Genomic DNA, 18,996 nt, shown 5'->3' on the forward strand with positions numbered 1-18,996 from the left:
CCGGGAGACGTGGTCACAGCAGCCCCGCCCCCGCCAGGAACTTCCCCACCCTCGCCACCTCGTCCGCGGACAACGCCACCTGCGGCTCCGCCGTGGCCGCGCAGTCGATGACACCCCGCAGCTGCAACGCCGCCTTGAACGCCCCGATCGCCGACGAACTGCCCCCCATCCGCGCCGGATCCCCCACCCCCACCAGCCCGAACAGCGCACACAGCCGCTCCTGCTCGGCCCGCGCCCGCTCCCAGTCCCCGCCCCGGCACAGCGCGTCGAGCCGCACGTACCCGTGCGGATCCACGTTGGCGAGTCCGGGCACCGCCCCGTCCGCCCCGATCGCCAGCGCCGAGTCGACGACCACCTCGGACCCGGTGAGCACACTGAACCCGCTGATGTCCGGACGGACCCGCGCACCGGTCACCACCTGCCGGAAGCCGCCGAGGTCCCCGCTGGAGTCCTTGAGCCCGGCGAGCACGCCCTCGGCGGCGAGTTCGAGGACGAGGTCGGACGGCAGCTTCGTGTGGACGGACGCGGGAAGGTCGTAGGCCACCACGGGAACCGGGGACGCGGCGGCGACCAGCCGGTAGTGGCGGGCGATCTCGGCGGGATGGGTGCGCGTGTAGAAGGGCGCGGTCACCACGACCGCGTCCGCCCCCGCCTCCGTCACCGCGGCCACATGGTCCAGGACCCGGGGCGTCGTCATGTCGATCGCCCCTGCCAGCACGGGCAGTTGACCGCCCACATGGGCCACCACCGCCTCGACCACACACCGCCGCTGCCGGTCCGTCAGATACGCCGCCTCGGACGTCGAGCCGAGCAGGAACAGCCCGTGCACCCCCGCCCCGACCAGATGGTCGACGAGCCCGAGGAGCGAACGGACGTCCACCTCGCGGTCCGGTGTCAGGGGAGTGCAGACGGGCGGTACGACACCGGTGAGCGGGGCGGGGAAGGTCATGAAGGCTCCATGGGGCGGCTTTGGCGAACGAGGTCGCGGGTGGACAGATCCTCCTCCACAGGATGGTGGCAACGGTAGAAATGTCCCGGTGTCGACGCGGCCGAGAAATCCGGCATGGCGGCGGCGCACACGTCGTCGGCCTTCCAGCACCGGGTGCGGAACGGGCACCCGCTCGGCGGCCGGGTGGCCGACGGCACCGGTCCGATCAGCGGGATCGGGTCGATGGGGTGGAGCAGTCCGGGCGTGGCCGAGAACAGGGCGCGGGTGTACGGGTGCCGGGCCCGGTCGGTGACCTGGCCGGCCGGGGTCTCCTCGACGATCCGGCCCAGGTACATGGTGATCACGCGGTCGCTCATCCGCCGTACCGTCTGGATGTCGTGCGACACGAACACCAGGGCCAGGCCGAGGCGTTCCTTCAGATCGAGGAGCAGGTTGAGGATCTGGGCGCGGACCGACACGTCCAGCGCGCTGGTCGGTTCGTCGGCCACCACCAGACCGGGGTCGAGCGCCAACGCCCGTGCGATGGCGACGCGTTGGCGCTGGCCGCCGGAGAGCTGTCCGGGCAGGCCGTCGGCCAGGGCGCGGGGGAGGCCGACCAGGGACATCAACTCCCGCACCCGGTCCTCGCGTTCGTCCCTGGTTCCGCGACCGTGCACGTCCAGCGGATCCCGCAGTATCCGCCGGACCGTCAGACGGCGGTTCAGCGCGGTCGAGGGGTCCTGGAAGATCATGCCGATGCCGGTGCCCACCGCGGCCCGGCGTTCACCGGCCGGCATCGACCACAGGTCGCGGCCCCGGAAGGACACCGTGCCGGACGTCGGCCGCTGGATGCCCACCAGCACCCGGGCCAGTGTGGACTTCCCGCACCCGGACTCGCCGACCACACCCACCGTCTCCCCGGGCGCGACGGAGAGATCGGCCCCGGTCAGCGCGTAGACCCGGTCACGGCTCAGCAGCCCCCCGCTCCGCGCCTTGTGCACGACATGGGCACCGGCCAACTCCACCAACGCACCGCTCACTCGACCACGCTCCAGCTCAGCTCCCGCACTGTCCACCCGGCCTCACCCCAACCCCCCAGGGGCGCGGGGAACTGCGCGACCAGCCCCCACCGCCCCGCACTCCGCACACAACCCGACCCACCCACCCCCGACCCGCACCCCACCCCACCCGCCCCACTCGCCCGGCCCCCGAGGACACCCACCCCGCTCACGTCACCGCCTCACGATCCGTCGACACCAGGTCGATCGCGGGATGGTGGCACGCCGCCGCGTGCGCACGGGGCCCCACCAGATCCGGCGCGGTCGTACGGCAGACGTCACTCGCCAGCGGACACCGGTCGGCGAAGCGGCAGCCCGCCGGGAAGTCGGCCGGGGAGGGCACGACCCCCTTGATCTGGGTCATCCGCTCCGCCGCCGACTCCAGGGACAGCACGCTGCCGAGCAGGCCGCGCGTGTAGTGGTGGGCCGGTGACTCCACCAGGTCGGCGGTCACGCCCGTCTCGACGATCTGGCCGCCGTACATCACGACCACCCGGTCGGTGACGTCGGCGATCAGCGCGAGGTCGTGCGAGACCAGGATCAGGGCGAAGCCCAGCTCCTCGCGCAGGGCCAGCAGCAGCTCTATGACCTGGGCCTGCACGGTGACGTCGAGCGCGGTGGTCGGCTCGTCGGCGACGATCAGCCGGGGGTCGCGGGACAACGCCATGGCGATCAGCACGCGCTGGCGCTGGCCGCCGGACAGCTCGTGCGGGTAGCTGCGCAGGGTGCGCTCCGGGTCGAGGCCGACCATCGTCAGCAGCTCGCCCGCGCCGCGGTGCCCGCCACGCCGTATGACCTGCTTGAGCTGGGCGCGGATCGTCATCGCGGGATTCAGCGACGACAACGCGTCCTGGTACACCATCGCCATCTCGTGGCCCAGCAGCCGGCGGCGCACCCGCATCGGCTCGCCCACCAACTGCCGCTGGTTGAACCGGACATGGCCGCGCACCCGGGCCCCCTTCGGCTCCAGGCCCATCACCGCCAGCGCGGTCAGCGACTTCCCGCAGCCCGACTCGCCCACCAGGCCCAGGACTTCACCCGGCCGCACCTCGAAGCTGATGCCGTCGACGATGTCCACGCCGTGGTGCCGGCCCTCGAAGCCGATCGCCAGGTTCTCCACCGCGAGGACCGGTTGACCGTCCTGGTCGGGCAACGGCCTTGCCCGCGACCGGAGTCGCAGCGCCGCCTCGGTCAGACCGGGCAGCGGGAGCACCTCGCCGCTGCCGGGCTCGGGCGCGTCGAGCGGGTCGTCTTCGTTCTCGTCTTCGTTCTCGTCGTCGTGCCGTACGTCCACCTCGCGCGGGGCCGGGGCCGCCCACGCGTCGGAGACCCCCTCGGACAGTATGTTCAGCGACAGGACGGTGATCAGCATCAGCAGGCCGGGGAAGACGGTCGCCCACCAGCCCCCGGTCAGCACCATGTTCTTGCCGTCCGCGATGACACTGCCCCAGGACGGGTCGGGAGGCCGGACACCCGCGCCGATGAACGACAGCGACGCCTCGAAGACGATCGCCTCGGCCACCTGCACCGTGCAGAACACCAGCACCGGAGCGGCGCAGTTGACGGCCACGTGCCGCGCGACGATGTGCGGGGTGCGGGCGCCGATCACCCGCTCGGCGGTGACGTAGTCCTCGCCGTACTGGTCCAGTACGTTGGCCCGTACGACCCTTGCCACCGGCGGGGTGAATAGGAACGCGATCGCGCAGATCAGTACGGTGATCCCGCCGCCGAACACCGCGACCAGCACGGCCGCCAGCGCGATGCCGGGGAACGCCATCACCACGTCCAGGCAGCGCATCAGCGTCTCGTCCACGCCCTTGCGGGAGGTCGCGGCGACCGCGCCGGTCAGCGCGCCGACGACCAGGGCCAGCGCGGTCGCCCCGAGCCCGATCGCGAGGGACCAGCGGGCGCCGTACATCAGCCTGCTGAGGATGTCCCGGCCCAGGCTGTCCTGGCCCATCCAGTGGCCGGCGGAGGGGTGCCCGGTGCCGTCGACGGGGAGCTGCTGGTCGAGCGGGTCGTGCGGCGCGAGGAGCGGGGCGAACAGCGCGACGAGGACGACGACCGCCACGAAGCACACCGCGACCTTCGACAGCAGCGGCAGCCGGCGCCAGCCCCGCAGCCGGATGCCGGGCCGGGACAGGGTCTCGGCGAGGCCCTTGCGGGAGAACTGAGTGAACATCAGGAGGCATCCCTCAGGCGGGGGTTGACCAGCAGGTAGAGGACGTCGATGACGAGGTTCACGACGACGAAGCCGGTCGCCGTGGTCAGCACCACGCCCTGGACGACGGCCGGGTCGCCGTTCTGCACCGCGTCGATCATCAGCTTGCCCATCCCGGGCAGCGAGAAGATGGTCTCGATGACCACCGCGCCGCCGAGCAGGTAACCGACCCGCAGGCCCAGGACGGTCAGGGGGTTGATCAACGCGTTGCGCAGGACGTTGCGGCCCACCACCACCCTCGGCGGCAGGCCGCTGCCGATGGCCGTCCTGACGTAGTCCTTGTCCAGCTCCTCGACCACCGATGTCCGGACGATACGGGTGAGTTGGGCCGCCACCGGGAGCGACAGGGCGAGCGCCGGGAGGGCCATCGTCCTGAGCCAGCCGGTGAGGGAGTCCGCCGGGTTGATGTAGCCGCCGGTCGGGAACCAGCCCAGGTCGACGGCCAGGTACTGGATCATCAGCAGCGCCAGCCAGAAGCCGGGCGCGGCCACCCCGGTGAGCGACACGACCCGGATGATCTGGTCGGGCAGCCGGTCCCGGTAGATCGCCGCCGTCACCCCGCCGAGCAGCGACAGCACGATCGCGATCCCCAGCCCCAGGAAGGTGAGTTGGAGGGTGAGCGGCAGCGCGGTGGTGACCTGCTGGAGGACCGGCGCCCGGGTCAGCGCGCTGGTGCCCAGGTCACCGTGGAGCAGGGCGCCCACGAAATGGACGTAGCGGACGGGCAGCGGATCCAGCAGGCCGTTGCGGACACGGAAGTCGTGCAGTTGCCGCGGTGTCGGATTGGCGCCCTGGAAGAACGCGGACGCCGGGTCGACGTCCGAGAAGCGCATCACCAGGAACACGAACAGCACGATGCCGAGCATCAGCGGAACGAGCAGGACGATACGGCGGGCCAGAATCCTGACGACGGTGACCATGGTCCAACTCCCGGGTGGCTAGACCCACTTGGCCTGAAGGACGTTGATTCCGGGATAGGGCTGGGCCCTTATCCCGGTCAGCTTCTTCGGATCCCAGGCGGTCATCAGCTCGTTGTGGACGACCGGGTAGAGCACGGCCTGTTCGGCGACGATGTCGATGTAGTCCTGGATCATCGTCTTCTTCTTCGCCGTGTCCGGTTCCCGGGTGGCCTGGTCCATGGCCTTGAAGAGCTGCTTGGCGACCGGGTCCCCGGCCCAGCGGGCGTACCCCATCCAGAGGTTCTGGGGGCCGTAGTTGTAGTGCATGATCAGGTCCGCGTCGATGCCGAACTGGTTGGGGTTCGAGGCGGCGGCGACCACCTGGTAGTCCTGCTTCTGGTCCATCTTGGTGAACACGGCCGTGGTCTCCTGCGGGGCGAGGCTCGTCCGCACGCCGATCGCGTCCCAGGACGCCTTGATGGTCGGCAGGCAGTCGACGATCCAACTCACGTTCACCGCGAGGATGTTGATCTCCAGCCCGCTGACCCCGGCGGCCTTCAGCAGCGCCTTCGCCTTGTCGGGGTCGTAGTCGTAGACCGTCTTCGCGCGCCGGTACGTGGGGTTGCCCGTGTCGAGGAACGACGAGGACGGCTTCCCGTGTCCCCGCAGCGCCAGCTGGACCATCTTCCCGGTGTCGATGGCGTAGTGCAGCGCCTGGCGCACGCGTACGTCGTCGAAGGGCTTGTGCCGCGTGTTGAACATCAGGAACAGGTTGTTCATCCCGGCCCCGCCCGCGACCGTCAGCCCGCCGCTCCGCAGCCGCTGGATGTTGGCGTAGGGGATGTTGTCGGAGATCTGCGCGCCCGCGCTCGACCCGGAGATCTTGGCGACGCGCGGTGCCGCGTCGACGATCGTCAGCCAGTTCATCGTCTTGAAGGCGGGCGGGCGCGGGCCGTTGTAGCCGGTGAACGCGGCGAACGTCGTGTTCGACTTCGGGTGGTGCGCGGTCTGCCGGTACGGCCCCGAGCCGACCGCCTTCCCCTTGATCGCGTCGTCCCAGGCGCCCGGCTGGGAGAAGATGTGCTTGGGCATGATCTTCGCCAGCGTCAGCCGCGAAACCCCTTCCGGGAAGGGGAACTTGAGGACCAGTTCGACGTTCTGCGCGTCGATCTTCCGCGCCTCCTTCAGCCAGCCGGCGAAGAAGCCCTGCGCGAGGGTCGTCGTCTTCGGGTCGAGGATGCGGTCGAAGACGAACACGACGTCGTCGGCGGTGACCGGCTGCCCGTCGTGGAACGTGGCGCCCGCCCGCAGCGTGAACGTCCACGAGGTGCCGCTCGTGTCCTTCGGCACCGCCGTCGCCAGCGCCGGATAGGGCGCGCGGGTGATCGGGTCCGTGTCGACCAGACCCTCGTAGATGTGGTTGTTGGCCGCCATCGAGAACGCGGACGCCGTCATCGTCGGGTCCCAACTGCCGTCGTTCCCATAGCCGATCACCGCCGTCAGCGTGCGGTTCCGGCCGGTGCCCCCGCCCCCGGTGTCGTTCGTCGACTGCGGCCCCGACGAACAGGCCGTCAGGGACGAGGAGATCGCCGCCGCCGCGCCCAGCGCGCCGGAGTACTTCAGGAACGCCCGGCGGTGCAGCGCGGGCACGTTCTGGGTCACGTCTTCGCGCATGGTTACTCCAGGAGGTACGACGTCCTACGTCCTGCGGTCAGCGCGACCATAAGAGCGGCCGTGGGGGCGGTCAAGGCATCGCACACGAATGGCGTAGCCGTCAGAGGTCGGACCAATGGCGGTTTGAAATGGCGCAAGTTGACACCCTGTCAGGGTGGTCCCGGCCGGACATGGGACGTGGGACGTCTCGTGCGGCTACGATGCGGCGCATGTCCGGGGAGCCAAGGAACAGTCGGATACAGCGCGAGGTCGTCCAGCTGATCCTCGACCGCAAGCTCCAGCCCGGTGCGCCCCTGCCCACCGAGGCCGAGCTGATGGAAGACCTCGGCATCAGCAGGAACTCCGTCCGCGAGGCCCTCAAGGCGCTCCAGGCCCTCGACATCGTCGAGATCAGACACGGCTACGGCACCTATGTCGGGCGCGCCTCGCTGACCCCGCTCGTCGACGGCCTCACCTTCCGCACCCTCACCCGGCACGAGGACGACGCGGACGCGCTGGCCGAGATCCTCCAGGTACGGGAGGTGCTGGAGGAAGGCCTGATTCATCGGGTCGTTGCCACCGTCACCGAGCCCGAACTGGACAGGCTCGAAGCGGTGGTGGACCGCATGGAGGACGCCGGCCGCGCGCGCCGCCCCTTCCCCGAACTCGACCGCGAGTTCCACGAAATGCTCTACGCCTCACTCGGCAACGAACTCGTCCCGCAACTCCTCGGCGCCTTCTGGACGGTCTTCCGCCGGGTCGCCGGCGCCCGGGGCTGGACCGACGACCCCGACCCCACCCTCACCGTCCACCGCCACCGCGACATCGTCACCGCGCTGCGCGCCCGCGACGTGGAGCGCGCGCGGCGGGCGATGGCGGACCACTTCCGGGGCATCGAGGCGCGGGCGGCGCAGGAGTCCCGGGGCGTGGGCTGAGGCGTTCCGGGAGGGGCGGGGCGAGGTGACCGAGGGCGCGGGCGGAGCGGCCGTTCTCGGGCTGCGGACGCCCTGCCGAATCCCCCCGTCCACCTGGCGGATGTCTCTACGCTGGCTGTGTGACCGAGCTCTGGAACCCGTCCTCCACCGGCGTCATGCGCCTCCCCTCCGGCCGCCTGGTCCGGGGCCGCGGGCTGCGCCGGCCGCTTCCCGCCGACGACCCGGCGCCGACGTTCGGCGTGTACCTCCTCGGCAAGCCGCCGCCCCAAGTCCCCTGGGAGAAGCGCTGGTTGCAGTGGCCGGACTTCCGGCTGCCCGCCGACCGCGCCGAGGCCCGCGCGGTCCTCACCGAGGTCTGGTGGCGGTCCCGCACCGAACGCGTCGAGGTGGCCTGCCACGGCGGCCGGGGCCGCACCGGCACGGCACTGGCCTGCCTCGCGGTCTTCGACGGCGTACCGCCCGGGGAGGCGGTCGGCTACGTCCGCGCCCACTACGACCGGCACGCGGTGGAGACGCCCTGGCAGCGCCGGTACGTACGGCGGTTCACGCGGGCCTAGGCCGTGTCCGCAAAGTCCTGTCTGCCGCGCGGCGCCATGCACGCTCCCCCACTGCCTGAAGGGCGTGGGAGGTGCCCCCACTCGCCGCACCGGGCGAAAGCCCGAGTACGCCCAGTACGAGGGCTTCCGCCCGGCACGCCGAGAGCACGCACCTGACGCCGCGCGGCCCGCCCTCCGGGCGAACGACAGGACTTTGCGGACACGACCTAGCGGTCGGCGGCCGGGGCCGCGGAGGTCACGCCTTGCGGGCCCGGAAGCGCAGACCGCCGCTCTCCGGGTGCAGGTCGACCACCGGGTCCGTGAAGCCCGCCCGCTCCAGCCGGGCCGGAAGGGTCGCCGGATCGAGGGTGTTCATCGTGTCCCGGAAGTGCAACACCCGGAATCGGAAGCCGGGTTGGCTGTCGCTGCCCGCGAACACACCGCCGGGACGCAGCACCCGCAACGCCTCGGCGAAGATCCGGTCCTGGTGGGCCGCCGTCGGCACGTGGTGCAGCATCGTGAAACACACCACGGAGTCGAACGCACCGTCGGACAGCGGCAGTTCGGCCCCGTCCGCGTGGAGCACGGTGGCCCGCCCGCCCCACTGCGACCGGAGCAGCCGCGCCGTGTCGGCGTCGATCTCGGCGGCGGTCAGGCGGTCCACCCGGTCGACGAGGACGCGGAGGTTGGCACCGTAGCCGGGGCCGATCTCCAGGACGTCCGCGCCGAGTTCGACGTGTTCGAGGGCCCAGGGCAGGATGCGGTCCTTCGTCGTCCGCGCCCATCCCTCGGAGCTGCACAGCTTGCGGTGGGCTCGGTTCATCGGCATGCACCGACGCTAGGCCGGTCGGCGGCGGTCCGCCATGGGCCGGGGCCGCCGTGTCCTGTCGGGGACGCGGCGGCCCCTGACGTCCTAGGCGACCGCCGCCGCCACCAACCTGGCCGTATCGGCGACGAGTTGGTTGTCGTACGGCCCTTCGGGCAGCGTCGGCCTCGTGGTCAGGACCGCGAGGACGACCGGGTCGCCGGCCTCCGTCCAGGCGATGCCGACGTCGTTGGCGGTGCCGTAGGCGCCACTGCCGGTCTTGTCGGCGATCGTCCAGGTGGCGGGGAGCCCGGCGCGGAAACGGGCGGCGCTCGTCGTGTTGTTGAGCAGCCAGGCGGTGAGCCGGTCGCGGTCGGGGCGGCGCAGGGCGTCGCCGAGGACGAGCTTGCCGTAGGAGCCGGCGATGGCGCGCGGGCTGGTGGTGTCCGTGATCCGGTCCGGCTCGGCCGAGTTCAGCTCGGTCTCCCAGCGGTCGAGCCGGGTGACCCGGTCGCCGAGGGAGCGGGCGAAGCGGGTGATCGCGGTGGGGCCGCCGAGTTCGCGCAGGAGCAGGTTGCCGGCGCCGTTGTCGCTGTAGCGGATGGCCACGTCGGCGAGTTGCTCGATCGTCATGCCCTCGGCCAGGTGCGCCCGGGTCTGGTCGGAACCCTCGACCAGGTCGGCCTCCGTGTAGTGCACGACCCGGTAGAGGACCTCGCCGTGCCGGTCCAGGTCGCGCAGGACGGCCGCGGCGGCGAGGGTCTTGAACACCGAGCACATCGGGAAGAGTTCGTCGGCGCGGTGCACGACGGTCCTCCTCGTACCGAGGTGACGCGCGAACACGCCGACGCGGGCGCTGTGGCGCTCCTCCAGGGCGCGCAGCGCGGCGCCGATGTCGGTTCCCGTGCCCGTCCCGGAGCCCTGGGTGTCCGACGCCTGCGCGGAGGCGGAAGGGGCGAGGAGGGTCGCGGCGGTGGCGGCACCGGCGGTGAGCAGGGTGCGGCGGGTGGCGGCGCGGGCCGTAGGGGCGACGGGGGTCGTACGGGTCGCGGGGGTGGGGTCGGCAGGGGTCGTGGGGGACTGTTCGAAGCCTGAGATCACGCTCTCCTTTGTTCGCTGTCCGACGACGATCTCTGCAGTGATCGACGCCGGCGCTCATCCCTTGGTTGCGTCGCCGTGGACCATCGGCGGACGCCGGGGCGGGTCGGCGCCGGACACAGTGGCTCCATGGCGAACACACAGGGAATCACTCGGGGGCGGTTCCTCACGGGGGCGCTGGCCCTCGGAGCGGCGGGCGCGCTGCTCCCGTCCGGGCAGGCGACCGCCCGGCCGCGACCGCCCGCGGCACCCGGCCGCAGGCCCGGTCTGCGCCGTCACGGCGTGGTCTACACGGTCGGCGAGGGCGGGACCCCCGCGACCGCCTGGAGCACCCGCCGGATGCGCGCCGACCTGCGCGCCGTCCGCGACGAACTGCACGCCGACACCGTCGACGTCACCGGCGACGGCGTGGACCGCCTCACCGCCACCGCCGCCGAGGCCGCCGAACTCGGCCTGCACATCTGGCTCCAGCCCACCCTCGGCGACGTCCCCGAGCGGGACATCCTCGAACACCTCGCGGAGACCGGCCGGTTCGCGGAGCGCCTGCGGCGCCAGGGCGCGAGCGTCGACCTCAGCGTGGGCTGCGAGTTCTGGCTCTTCGTCCCCGGGATCGTGCCGGGCGCCACGGTCCTGGACCGCGTCCAGAACATCCTGAACGGCACGTTCGACCCGGTCGCGATGCAGCGCAGGCTGGACGCGTTCACCAAGAGGGCGGCGGCGCTGGGCCGTTCGGTGTTCCACGGCGACCTCAGCTACGCCGCGGCACAGGACGACGAGGTCGACTGGGACCTCTTCGACGTCGTGGGCATCGACTACTACTCGTACTTCGAGCGACGGTCCGACTACGTACGGGAGTTGAGGACCTACCAGCGCTGGGGCAAGCCCGTGACGATCACCGAGTTCGGCACCTGCGCGTACCGGGGCGCTGAGAGGACGGCCGGCATGGGCTGGGACGTCGTCGACCACGACAAGGACCCGGAGGAGATCAAGGGCCACCTCGTCCGCAGCGAACACACCCAAGCGGCCTACGTCGTCGACCTGTTGGACGTCTTCGAGTCGATGGGCCTCTACGGCGCGATGGCCTTCGAGTTCGTCACCCCGGACGCCCCGCACCGCGCCCACGACCCCCGCCACGACCTCGACATGGCGAGCTACGCCCTCACCAGAACCGTCAAGGACCGTCCGTACGAACCGGGTTCACCGTGGCACTGGGAGCCCAAGGAGGCGTTCCACGCGCTGGCGGGGCGGTACCGTCAGAGGGCGAGTGTCATGAGGAGGCGGTGCTCGCCCGGCCCGAAGTAGTCCTTGAGCACGCCCTGTTCGGACGAGAACCCCAGCGAGCGGTACAGCATGATCGCGGCGGCGTTCGTCGGTTCCACCGTCAGGCGGACCTGGTGGACGCTCTCCGTGCGCAGCCGGCGCAGGGCCTCGACCATCAGGCGCCGGCCCAGCCCGTGGCCCTGCTGGTGGGGTGTGACGGCCAGGCTCATGATCCAGCTGACGTAGCCGTCCGAGGTGCTGACGAAGAGGATGTAGCCGAGGAGGCCCTCGCCGTCGTCCAGGACGAGGATGCGGTCGCCGTGGATGTCGCACAGCTGGCGGAGCACGAAGGTGGGGTACGGCTCCTCGGGGAAGGCCTCCCTGTCCACGCGCAGGAGTTCGGGCAGGTCTGCCTCGGTGATGCCCCTGAGGGTCAGGTGCCGGTCGGTGCGGTCGGCCAGGAATGCCTGTTCAGTGCGGCGCCCTACTGAAGGGAAACGTTCCTCCGGAAAGGGCGTCATTCTGCCTCCTGCGGGTAGGAAGTCAATGATGTGTTGACGGCTCGGGTGACTCGTACGGGTGGTACGGGCGAGACGCGTGTGTCCTGCCTTTCTGGTGTGTTCAGCAGGGTTCCACCCATCTTGAGTGGGGCAATCCGGCAGTTCAAGGCCGAATCCGGTCTCTTCAATGTATTCGCCACGATGCGCCCCTCGTGCGCCCCGGCCGTACCTGTGAGGTGGCATGGATTGCGCCGCGAAATTGACGAGTGGTGTACGCCGTGCCCGTGATGTTGTTAGGGTGGACTGGTGAAAAACGCGGAAGTCGCCTGGAGCGCGTTCGATTCGATCGCATATGTGGATCACAACTACCGTGACCTGCAGGCGGAGGACGCCGAGATCCTGACCATTGTCAGGGATCATTTCGCGGGCCATTTCCGGAATCAGGGCGTCGGCCCGGTCTACGGTATCGACGTGGGCGCCGGCGCCAATCTCTACCCCGCACTGTCCATGCTCCCGTGGTGCGACGAGATCACCCTCGTCGAGCGCTCCTCCTCGAACGTGGCCTACCTGGACAGCCAGGTCGACTCCTACGCCCGGAACTGGGACCAGTTCTGGGACGCCCTGTGCGGGAACGAGGACTACGCAGCCTTCGACATCGACCCCCGCGCACGGTTCCGCGAGGTCGTCAAGGTCGAGCAGGGCAACATTTTCGGACTCGAACGCTTCGGCGGCCGGTGGTCCATGGGCACGATGTTCTTCGTCGCCGAGTCGATGACCTCCTCGTACCAGGAGTTCACCCTGGGTGTGGAGCGTTTCATGTGCGCCCTCGCCCCCGGCGCCCCCTTTGCGGCCGCATTCATGGAACACTCCAAGGGTTATCACACGGGTGAGCAGTTCTTCCCCGCGTGCGACGTGGGGGAGGGCGAGGTGCGGGAGAGTCTTGAACCATTCGCGGACGAGTTCAAGGTGCAGCGGCTGAAAAGCGCGGCCGTGGTCCGGGACGGATATTCGGGAATGATCCTCTCCTATGGCTGGCGCGGGAATTCGGAGCCACAGGTTCCGATCGGCTGACAGGACGGTCGACCGGTGAATCTTCACAACAGAAGAGGGATATTCCTCGGCTGATGGCAGTGCGGTCTGTGTGAGGGGCATGGAATGGAGATCAAGCCGCGGCAGCATCTGCTGGACATCTGGCAGGCGGTCGCCCGCTACTCCTTCGACGGGGGGCAGTGGGCATGGGGGAAATGGGGCGGTGAGAGCAGCGTCGCCGACGCCGAGCGGCTGCTCTGCCTGCTGTACCCGGCGACCGAGCTGCCCTCGTTCCGGCTGGACGACCCTGACACCACGCTGACCGACGTGCAGCAGACGCTGAAGCGGGCGGGCGGGCGGCTGGAGATCCCGGCCAACCTCGTCACGGCCGCCGTCGAGTTCATGCGCACCCACACGGACGGCAAGAGGCCCACGTTCGCGGGCGGTTACTACTTCCAGTCCCGGGACAAGGAGCAGGACCTCACCGAGGAACAGCGCCAGCTCGGCGTCACCGACTCGTTCTCGATGTCCATCACCCTCTGTCTCGCCCTGCTCGGCTTCCTCAAGGTCTACGAGTCCAAGACGCGCCGCGGCGACATGCAGGAGACCATCCGCGACCTGAGGATCGCGACCAGCAACCGGCTCACCGCCGCCATGGTCAGCCTGCTGCGGTCCTTCACGGTCAACGTCTACGACACCGACTCCTCCCAGGGCCAGACGCTCTGTGAACTCCTCGGCCAGGGACAGCTGTCGACCCGTCAGGTGACGGAGCAGTTCCAGCGCCGGTTCCGGCCGCTGCGCGCCGCCATCATCGAGAGCTTCATCCTCGGCGTCGACGTCCAGGAGGCGCTCAAGGACGAGAGCCAGCTCTTCGAGTGCGGCTGGGCCTGGAGCCTGGTGCGGGACGCGCCCGAGGTGGAGACCGACGAGGCCATCGGGCCGCAGCCCGGCGGCGTCGCCAACCCGGTGCCGTACCTCTACTTCACGGTGGTCGCGCTCGACGGCATCCAGGACCTGTTCTCCGACCGCACCCTGACCCTCGGCCTGCTCAACGCCGAACAGCAGAAGCTCGCCGAGGCGCTGCGACTGCGCTGGGAGATCACCCAGCAGTACTGGTCGCGCATCGCCCGCTTCGACGGCGACCGCTGGCCCCTGGAGGACATCCCCTGGCGTACGACGGGACAGCGGCTGGAGTCGGAGTACTTCTCGCTCTCGGTCGCCGCGATCCTCGTGCACGACCTGATGCGCCGCCGGGCCACCGACGACGACCTGACCCGCACCGTCCGCGTCATGGAACGCCTCGCCGAGCGCGGCCGGATCACCAGCCGCATGACGCGCGACGACCCGATGATCCAGCTGCACAACCCGGGCGTCACCCTGCCCCTCCAGGGCGGCGGCACCATCGGCCCGCCGATGGACTGGACGATGAGCGACTTCTCGGCCCAACTCCTCAAGCGCACCGTCCAGTTGTGCACGCTCTCCCGCAACCTCACCGCACACGACCGGCTGCTCAGGCTGGCCGAGGACATCTTCGGCCATGTGTGGCGCCGCCGCATGGGCGAGGGCGACGGCGTCGGCCTGTGGGACAACGTGCACGCCATCTACCCCGAGGCCTCCCTCACCGACGGCCCGGTGTCCTGGAGCATCACGGAGCGGGTCACCGAGGTGATGGTCCAGGTCCACAACATGTACGCGCAGCCACCGATCCGCAGCCTCGAACTCACCGAACTGGCCAAGGCGTTGCTCAGCGAGTCCACCCACCTCCTGGGCAACGAACAGATGGCGCCCGCCCCCAACTCCGACGGCAAACGGGGCATGCAACTGCGGGGCATCGAGGTCAAGTTGCGCCGCGCCCGCGCCCTCATCGACGAACAACCCGGCACCGCCTACTCGTTGGCCCTCGACGTGCTCGGCCAGCTCGACGCACTCGCCCGCGCCCGCGAGGCCGCCGCGGTCCAGGGAGTGTGAGCCGTGCTGATCTTCGCGGCCTCCGACAAGGGAGGCACGGGCCGCTCCGTCACCAGCGCCAACCTCGCCTACCAGCGGGCGCTGACCGGGGACGACGTCTGCTACCTGGACTTCGACTTCGGCTCGCCCACCGCCTCGGCCGTCTTCGACGTGCCCGAAGCCCGCCAGGCCTCCGAGGACCGCGGACTGCACTCCTACCTGATAGGCGAGATCAGCGAGCCCGTCCGCATCGACGTCTGGGCCGACACCGAACACCGGGTCCTGCGCAACCAGCCGCCCGGAGCGGGCCGGCTGATCCTCATGCCGGGCGACCTCAGCGGCGGCGAGTTCGCCACCTCCGGCGACAATCTGCGCCGCTGTGTGGACCTCCTGCTGCGCCTCAACAGCGAGTTCGACCTGATCGTCGTCGACCTCAGCGCCGGCCGCAGCTACGCCGTCGACATGGTCCTCGCGGCCACCTCGCAGCGCGCGATGAGCGGCGTCGAGGCCCGCTGGCTGGTCTTCCACCGCTGGACCCGCCAGCACGTGGAGGCCGCGGCCAGCCTGGTCTACGGCAAGCGCGGCATCCTCGCCGGCGGCGTCGCCCGCGGCCACGACGAGGACGCGCTGCGCGGCGCGATCCGCTTCGTACGGGCCGCCGTACCCGATCCCGACTCGGCGCTGTGGTCGCAGGCCACGCCCACCCAGTCGGCGTGGATGGAGCAGTGCGACACCGAGCTGAAGCACCTCGCCTCGCACCACGGCATCGGCTACAGCCAGGTGCTGGGCTCGGTGCCGCTGGAGCCGGTGCTCCAGTGGCGGGAGCAGCTCATCACCGACGAGGACGTGCTGGACAGCCAGATCGCCACCATGGAGACCTGGCAGGCGCTCAGCGACCTCGCCGCGCGGCTGACCGACGACAAGTACTGGGAGGAGGCATGACGGACGCCGTCTTCCGGGAGACCACCGCGGATCCGCGCACCCAGTCGGTGCCGTTGGCCCATCTCTCCCTGGAGCTGGGCCACTTGTACATGGAGGACTTCGAGGCGGGCCCCGAGCGGCTGCGCGAGCACTTCGCCGAGGTCCGCATCTGGGTGGAGGCGGCCCGCGCCTCCGCCGCCCGCCGCACCAGCGGCAAACGCCCGCGGATCAGCACCTGTTTCCTCATCGACGACTACTTCAGCCGCTTCTCCACGCCCGCCGAACTCGTCCCGCTGGTCCTGGAAGAGGCCGAGAAGGCCGGGCTCGTCATCGACTACCTCGCCCGCGAGTCGGGCTGCGCGGTCGCCGACCGCATCGAACTGGCCGAGTCCGTCATGCACCGCCTCGTCGAGTCCCCGCCGCCCGGCAGCCACGGCTCCCGCCCGCCGGTCAGCCAGACCGGCTGGCTCGCGAACGGCGAGCGCACCACCCCGACGCGCAGCGCCCTGGCGGAGATCGTCACCTGGCAGCCCCCGCACGAGACCGCGGCCCGCAACCACTCCGTCTTCATGGACGTCGAGCTGTGGTCGGAGACGGACAAGGGCCGCCTGTGGTCCTGCCCCTTCCTGGCCGCCGTATGGCAGTTGGCCCGGCTGGGCCTGCTGCGGCACCTGGGCGAGCCGGTGCTCGTCCCGCAGATCTGGACCGGCGGGGACTTCCCGCGCGACTGGGACCGGCTGCCGCCGCTGCTCCAACTCAGCGACACCCGCGTCCCGTTCAGCGCCTACCGCACCTGCACGCTGATGGCGAACCGCTTCGTCGCCGTGGAGGACGCCGTGCGGCTCATCCTCGACCAGGTGGACGTGGACTCCGTCGCGCTCGAACAGGTCGCCAAACGGTCGGCGGGCGAAGGCGTCGCGGTACCGGAGGCGGTGGCCCAGCGCGCCACCTACGTGTTCTACGAGGAGCCCGCCGACCCGGGCCCGCAGGACGGGACATGACATGACGACTCCTGGACGGCCCGCGCGCCCGGTCCTCGCCTGCGGCGAGGTGCGCACCGGCCTGCTGCCGTCCTTCCAGGCGCTGGACGGCCGCGCCGCCGCCCAGCTCCTGCGGCTGCGCGCCGACGAACACGTCCGCGTCTCCGAGCGGCCCAACCTCTACGCCCTCTCGCCCGAGGTTCTCACCGGCGTGGACTGCCGGCTGCCCACCTCCAACGGCGCCAAGGTCAGGGCCGTCGGCACGGTGGCCGCCCGCGCGGCGCTCACCGAGGGCCGGGTGCTCCAGTCCACCGCCTACTTCAGCGCCCCGGCCGCCGGCCCCGACGTACGGCAGCCCTGGGGGCACTACCTCGTCCGCCCCGGGGTCGTCGAACCGTTCGGGAAACTGCCCGAACAGGCCACGGCGGACGGTGTGCTGCGCGGCGGCGGGCGCGGCGAGCTGGACCTCGGGATGATCGCCGAGGGGCTGCTGGCACAGCTGGTGCGCCACCCCCTCCTCGACCACAAGGCGCCCTTCAAGTCCCGCCGCACCCAGCTGCGGTGGGCCGCGCGGCAGGCGCCGGAGGGCGAGGACGCCACCCTGGACCGCTTCACGCTGGCCGAAGACGGCCTGCGGACCGTGGAGTTGAGAGTGCCCGAGGGCACCGAGACCGCCGCGGTCGCGGGGCTCTGCGAAGACCTCGCGTTGCACGACTGGCTTTTGACGACGGTGGTGCACATGCTGGAGAACAGCCGGCTCGGTGCGGCGGACGGGCCCGCGGCGGTCCTGGCGCTGCGCCCGGCCGTGGATCACCTGCTGCATCTGTGGATGCCGCGCGCGCACGTGGACCGCACGCTGGGACACCTGTGGGACGTACTGGAGCGGGAACCGGGCTTCAGCCGCCAATGGGAGAACCTTCGCCAGCGTATCCGGGACCAACTGGCCATACAGGCCATTCCGTTGCTGCACCAGGCGCTGAGCACGCGCTGACGGGGCGGCACGAACCGCATATCCGACGGGGGAGAGGCTCACATGAACGGAGTGACGACACCGGGGGCGGGACCAGGGACCGTTCCACAGCAGAACCACGACCAGCGCGCGTCCAGGCTGTTCATCAGGACGGGGGTCGCGGTCTTAGCGGGAGTGGCCGCGTTCTTCGTGACCAACGTCCTCAACGAGAACGACGGCGACCTGTGGCAGTGGACGATGTCCATCGTCCTCGGCTGCGCCACGCTGATCGTGCAGCTGCTCGTGGACTTCGGGGAGCGGCTGGAGGCCGTCCAGGAGAGCCAGAAGAGGCGCATCCGGGACATGAAGGACAGCCTCTCCAGCCACCACACCGAGATGCGCGCGGCGGTCGAGGAGAGCTTCGCGAAGATCAACGCGGCGACGGAGCTGTACAGCAAGGTCGACGGCTCGGTGCTGCGCTCGGACGAGGTGACCCGGCTGGTGCTGGGCTACACGAAAGTGGGCGAGCAGGGCGCGAGCATCGTGAAGGCCTTCGCCGAGGAGGAGTTGGGCCGTCTCGCGCTGCTCATGGAGAGTCTCGGCAACGGCACGGCGGACTGCCCCGGCGAGAACCACGAGTGGCTGATCGACCTCACCAAGTGCGTCAAGCGCACCCTCTACGCCACCAGCACGTCCGTCGACCGCGACTTCTGGTCCAGCGAGCCCGCGCGCCGCTATCTCGCCGCCCAGGAGACGGCCATCAAGTCCCGCCGGGTGGAGATCCGGCGCGTCTTCCTCGTCGACGAGGAGTCGGAGGTTACCGGCAGCCTCCGCCAACTCTGCGAGAGGCACCGCAAGTTCGGTATCGACGCGCGTATCGCGGTCCGTGCCCTCCTCGAACCGACCGCCCAGATCAACTCGCTGAACGACTTCATCATCTTCGACGGCGAACTCTCCTACGAGACCGAGCCCGACATCCGCGTCATGCCCGCCAAGACGACCCTGAAGATGACCCACGAACACGTCGAGGAACGCATCAACCGCTTCAACGTGCTGTGGGAGGCGACGGAACCGGACGCCCAGCCGGGCCCGGCGCCGAGTGTCAGTCCGGCCCCGGAACCCCGGGTGCACGCGCCGGGCGGCGGCAGCACCCGGTCGTAGCCGCCGCGGTCGGTCCCCGTCCGCCGACGGCCCCGAAAAGGGGCGTCGGACGACGGGCGCGGGATGACGGCGTGGGATCGGCGGCGCCGGATTTCGGAATTCCGTCAAACCGGTTG

17 protein-coding genes are annotated in these 18,996 nt (G+C 70.5%); 9 read left to right on the plus strand and 8 right to left on the minus strand.

Annotated elements, in window-relative coordinates; genetic code table 11:
- Positions 1 to 13: 13 nt before the first annotated feature.
- The 5 genes from ACIPTO_RS13645 to ACIPTO_RS13665 all read right to left on the minus strand — a co-directional run bounded on the left by ACIPTO_RS13645 (position 14) and on the right by ACIPTO_RS13665 (position 6,780).
- Complete coding sequence (locus ACIPTO_RS13645; protein ID WP_401191468.1) at positions 14 to 949, minus strand: dihydrodipicolinate synthase family protein; 936 nt, start codon at positions 947 to 949, stop codon at positions 14 to 16.
- Positions 946 to 1,968 (minus strand): oligopeptide/dipeptide ABC transporter ATP-binding protein, encoded by a 1,023-nt coding sequence (locus ACIPTO_RS13650; RefSeq protein WP_401191470.1) that lies wholly within the window; start codon positions 1,966 to 1,968, stop codon positions 946 to 948. Before ACIPTO_RS13650 ends, ACIPTO_RS13645 begins: the two co-directional genes overlap by 4 nt.
- A gap of 187 nt (positions 1,969 to 2,155) precedes the next feature.
- A complete protein-coding gene (locus tag ACIPTO_RS13655) occupies positions 2,156 to 4,168 on the minus strand; it encodes a dipeptide/oligopeptide/nickel ABC transporter permease/ATP-binding protein (RefSeq protein WP_401191472.1) in 2,013 nt (670 codons plus the stop codon).
- On the minus strand, positions 4,168 to 5,127 hold the full coding sequence (locus ACIPTO_RS13660; protein WP_366313697.1) for an ABC transporter permease: 960 nt from the start codon (positions 5,125 to 5,127) through the stop codon (positions 4,168 to 4,170). The genes ACIPTO_RS13655 and ACIPTO_RS13660 overlap by 1 nt, the downstream gene beginning before the upstream one ends.
- Positions 5,128 to 5,145: 18 nt before the next feature.
- Entirely contained in the window at positions 5,146 to 6,780 is a 1,635-nt protein-coding gene (locus ACIPTO_RS13665; protein ID WP_401191474.1) for an ABC transporter substrate-binding protein, read from the minus strand.
- A 200-nt stretch (positions 6,781 to 6,980) separates the two neighbouring features.
- On the opposite strand from ACIPTO_RS13665, the gene ACIPTO_RS13670 reads away from it, so the two are divergent.
- Positions 6,981 to 7,694 carry a FadR/GntR family transcriptional regulator gene (locus ACIPTO_RS13670; RefSeq protein ID WP_401191476.1) on the plus strand — a complete coding sequence of 238 codons (714 nt, stop codon included), beginning with the start codon at positions 6,981 to 6,983 and terminating at the stop codon, positions 7,692 to 7,694.
- Between the two features lie 119 nt (positions 7,695 to 7,813).
- On the plus strand, positions 7,814 to 8,251 hold the full coding sequence (locus tag ACIPTO_RS13675) for a protein-tyrosine phosphatase family protein (RefSeq protein WP_401191478.1): 438 nt from the start codon (positions 7,814 to 7,816) through the stop codon (positions 8,249 to 8,251).
- Positions 8,252 to 8,486: 235 nt separating this feature from the next.
- Here ACIPTO_RS13675 and ACIPTO_RS13680 read toward each other — a convergent pair whose 3' ends face one another.
- Positions 8,487 to 9,059 (minus strand): class I SAM-dependent methyltransferase, encoded by a 573-nt coding sequence (locus ACIPTO_RS13680; protein WP_401191480.1) that lies wholly within the window; start codon positions 9,057 to 9,059, stop codon positions 8,487 to 8,489.
- Positions 9,060 to 9,143: 84 nt separating this feature from the next.
- The gene (gene bla / locus ACIPTO_RS13685; protein WP_401192124.1) at positions 9,144 to 10,031 is read right to left on the minus strand and encodes a class A beta-lactamase; all 888 of its coding nucleotides are present in this window, start codon (positions 10,029 to 10,031) and stop codon (positions 9,144 to 9,146) included.
- Between the two features lie 231 nt (positions 10,032 to 10,262).
- Here bla and ACIPTO_RS13690 point away from each other — a divergent pair, with 231 nt between their 5' ends.
- A complete protein-coding gene (locus ACIPTO_RS13690; protein WP_401191482.1) occupies positions 10,263 to 11,435 on the plus strand; it encodes an abortive phage infection protein in 1,173 nt (390 codons plus the stop codon).
- Here ACIPTO_RS13690 and ACIPTO_RS13695 read toward each other — a convergent pair.
- Complete coding sequence (locus ACIPTO_RS13695) at positions 11,387 to 11,914, minus strand: GNAT family N-acetyltransferase (protein ID WP_401191484.1); 528 nt, start codon at positions 11,912 to 11,914, stop codon at positions 11,387 to 11,389. The two genes, ACIPTO_RS13690 and ACIPTO_RS13695, sit on opposite strands and share 49 nt — an antisense overlap.
- A 285-nt stretch (positions 11,915 to 12,199) precedes the next feature.
- Between ACIPTO_RS13695 and ACIPTO_RS13700 the strand changes: the two genes are divergently transcribed.
- The 6 genes from ACIPTO_RS13700 (at position 12,200) to ACIPTO_RS13725 (ending at position 18,880) form a co-directional block, all read left to right on the plus strand.
- Entirely contained in the window at positions 12,200 to 12,964 is a 765-nt protein-coding gene (locus tag ACIPTO_RS13700) for an SCO2525 family SAM-dependent methyltransferase (RefSeq protein ID WP_366313711.1), read from the plus strand.
- An 84-nt stretch (positions 12,965 to 13,048) separates the two neighbouring features.
- Positions 13,049 to 14,890 carry an SCO2524 family protein gene (locus ACIPTO_RS13705; RefSeq protein ID WP_401191486.1) on the plus strand — a complete coding sequence of 614 codons (1,842 nt, stop codon included), beginning with the start codon at positions 13,049 to 13,051 and terminating at the stop codon, positions 14,888 to 14,890.
- Positions 14,891 to 14,893: 3 nt separating this feature from the next.
- Complete coding sequence (locus tag ACIPTO_RS13710; RefSeq protein ID WP_366313715.1) at positions 14,894 to 15,811, plus strand: SCO2523 family variant P-loop protein; 918 nt, start codon at positions 14,894 to 14,896, stop codon at positions 15,809 to 15,811.
- Positions 15,808 to 16,791 carry an SCO2522 family protein gene (locus ACIPTO_RS13715; RefSeq protein WP_401191488.1) on the plus strand — a complete coding sequence of 328 codons (984 nt, stop codon included), beginning with the start codon at positions 15,808 to 15,810 and terminating at the stop codon, positions 16,789 to 16,791. The genes ACIPTO_RS13710 and ACIPTO_RS13715 overlap by 4 nt, the downstream gene beginning before the upstream one ends.
- Position 16,792: 1 nt before the next feature.
- A complete protein-coding gene (locus tag ACIPTO_RS13720; protein WP_401191490.1) occupies positions 16,793 to 17,761 on the plus strand; it encodes an SCO2521 family protein in 969 nt (322 codons plus the stop codon).
- Between the two features lie 168 nt (positions 17,762 to 17,929).
- Positions 17,930 to 18,880 (plus strand): hypothetical protein, encoded by a 951-nt coding sequence (locus ACIPTO_RS13725; RefSeq protein WP_401191492.1) that lies wholly within the window; start codon positions 17,930 to 17,932, stop codon positions 18,878 to 18,880.
- The last annotated feature ends 116 nt before the right edge of the window (positions 18,881 to 18,996 follow it).

It is taken from the genome of Streptomyces sp. NPDC090083 (assembly GCF_044747445.1).
In the GTDB taxonomy this organism is placed as follows: Bacteria; Actinomycetota; Actinomycetes; order Streptomycetales; family Streptomycetaceae; genus Streptomyces.